Below are 1,294 nucleotides of genomic sequence, written 5' to 3' on the forward strand. Positions count from 1 at the left end.
TGTATGACCGGATACATAGGTGACAGATCAGACCGGGAACATAGGTAACACTTTTCAGTCTATCCGGAGCACACTCTGGGTTTTTCGGTCGTAGTACGCAAGCGTTATTCCGTTAAAGATGATGGCCTCAAGGCCATCATCCTGTTCTTCCAGCATGATGTACTCATCAGTCAGCGCTTCACTCAGGAACACCGTCCCCTTTTTCCCCATATAGAGTGTCCCCCTTGATTTCACCCTGTAGACCGTACCTCCTTCCGGATAAGCATATTCAGGAACCCTGCCATCCCAGTGTCGGCCTGAGGGCTGCCATACCGTTCCGGGCGTTGCACCCGCCAGGGCTTCATGCGGCCTTTCGTAGTTAAACTCTTCCCGGTAGTCACTGAACCACCGCTGTTGTTCTTCCATCGTCATAAAGGTGTTGCCCTGTTTTACTGCACTTTTCAGCGAACGGTGCATTCTCTCATGACGGCCGTTTTCTTCCGGATGCCCCTTTCTGATACGTTCCGGTCTGATGCCCAGCTTTATCAGCCAGACTGCAAGGCGACTTAACCCGGCGATACCTGTTCCTGCGAAAGGCTGTCCATTATCCGTTCTCAGGACTTCCGGCAGACCGTACTCCAGGAACGCATCCGTCAGGCACTGCCTGACGAAGGGCTCGCTCTCCCGGTCCGTTCCCCGGCAGCTCAGAAGATACCGGCTGTGATTGTCGGTCAGGGTGAAGGGATGACAGTATTTCCGGCTCAGCAGCCTGAACTTGCCTTTAAAATCAGCGCTCCAGACCTGATTGTTCTCACTGATGATGGTCAGGGGCTGGCGATTGCCCGGGGTTCTGCGTTTTCGCTTTTTATCCGGAACCAGGCCTTCACGCTTGAGGATATCGCCGATAGTGCTGGCAGCGGGGACGGTAAAATCGACGTGATGATTGAGCAGCCACATCCGCAGTTTTTTGGGGCCCCAGTCAGGGTGTTTCTGCCTCAGGGCCGTAAGCTGCCCGGCGATATCATCAGGAACTGTACGGGAGTGGGAGTGCGGAGCACGCGACCGGTCAGAGAGAGATGACAGGTCAGAGGGGTCAAAACGCTGAAGCCATTTGTAACCGGTTTTTCGGCTGATGCCGAAGAGACGGCAGAGGGCTGAAAAAGAATCCGTACCTGCATGGCAGGCACGGATAAAATCAAGGCGTTGCATAGGTCGGGTCTCAGTCCAGGGCATAGCGAGTCTCCTCTTCTATGCCAGTTATAACTGTTACCCATGTATCCGGTCTAAAGTGTTACCCATGTTTCCGGTTCATACC

At 53.9% G+C, this 1,294-nt stretch carries 1 protein-coding gene; it reads right to left on the reverse strand.

Translation table 11 applies throughout. The annotated features are described in order from the left end of the window. Positions 1–54: 54 nt before the first annotated feature. A complete protein-coding gene (locus ACJTMZ_RS22240; protein WP_023295456.1) occupies positions 55–1,212 on the reverse strand; it encodes a DDE-type integrase/transposase/recombinase in 1,158 nt (385 codons plus the stop codon). Positions 1,213–1,294 lie beyond the last annotated feature (82 nt).

It is taken from the genome of Enterobacter sp. DN, from assembly GCF_046054285.1.
Lineage (GTDB): Bacteria > Pseudomonadota > Gammaproteobacteria > Enterobacterales > Enterobacteriaceae > Enterobacter > Enterobacter hormaechei_C.

Coding starts and splice junctions, on each gene's coding strand:
- ACJTMZ_RS22240 (WP_023295456.1), bottom strand. CDS start 1,212: ATGCCCTGGACTGAGACCCGACCTATGCAACGCCTTGATTTTATCCGT.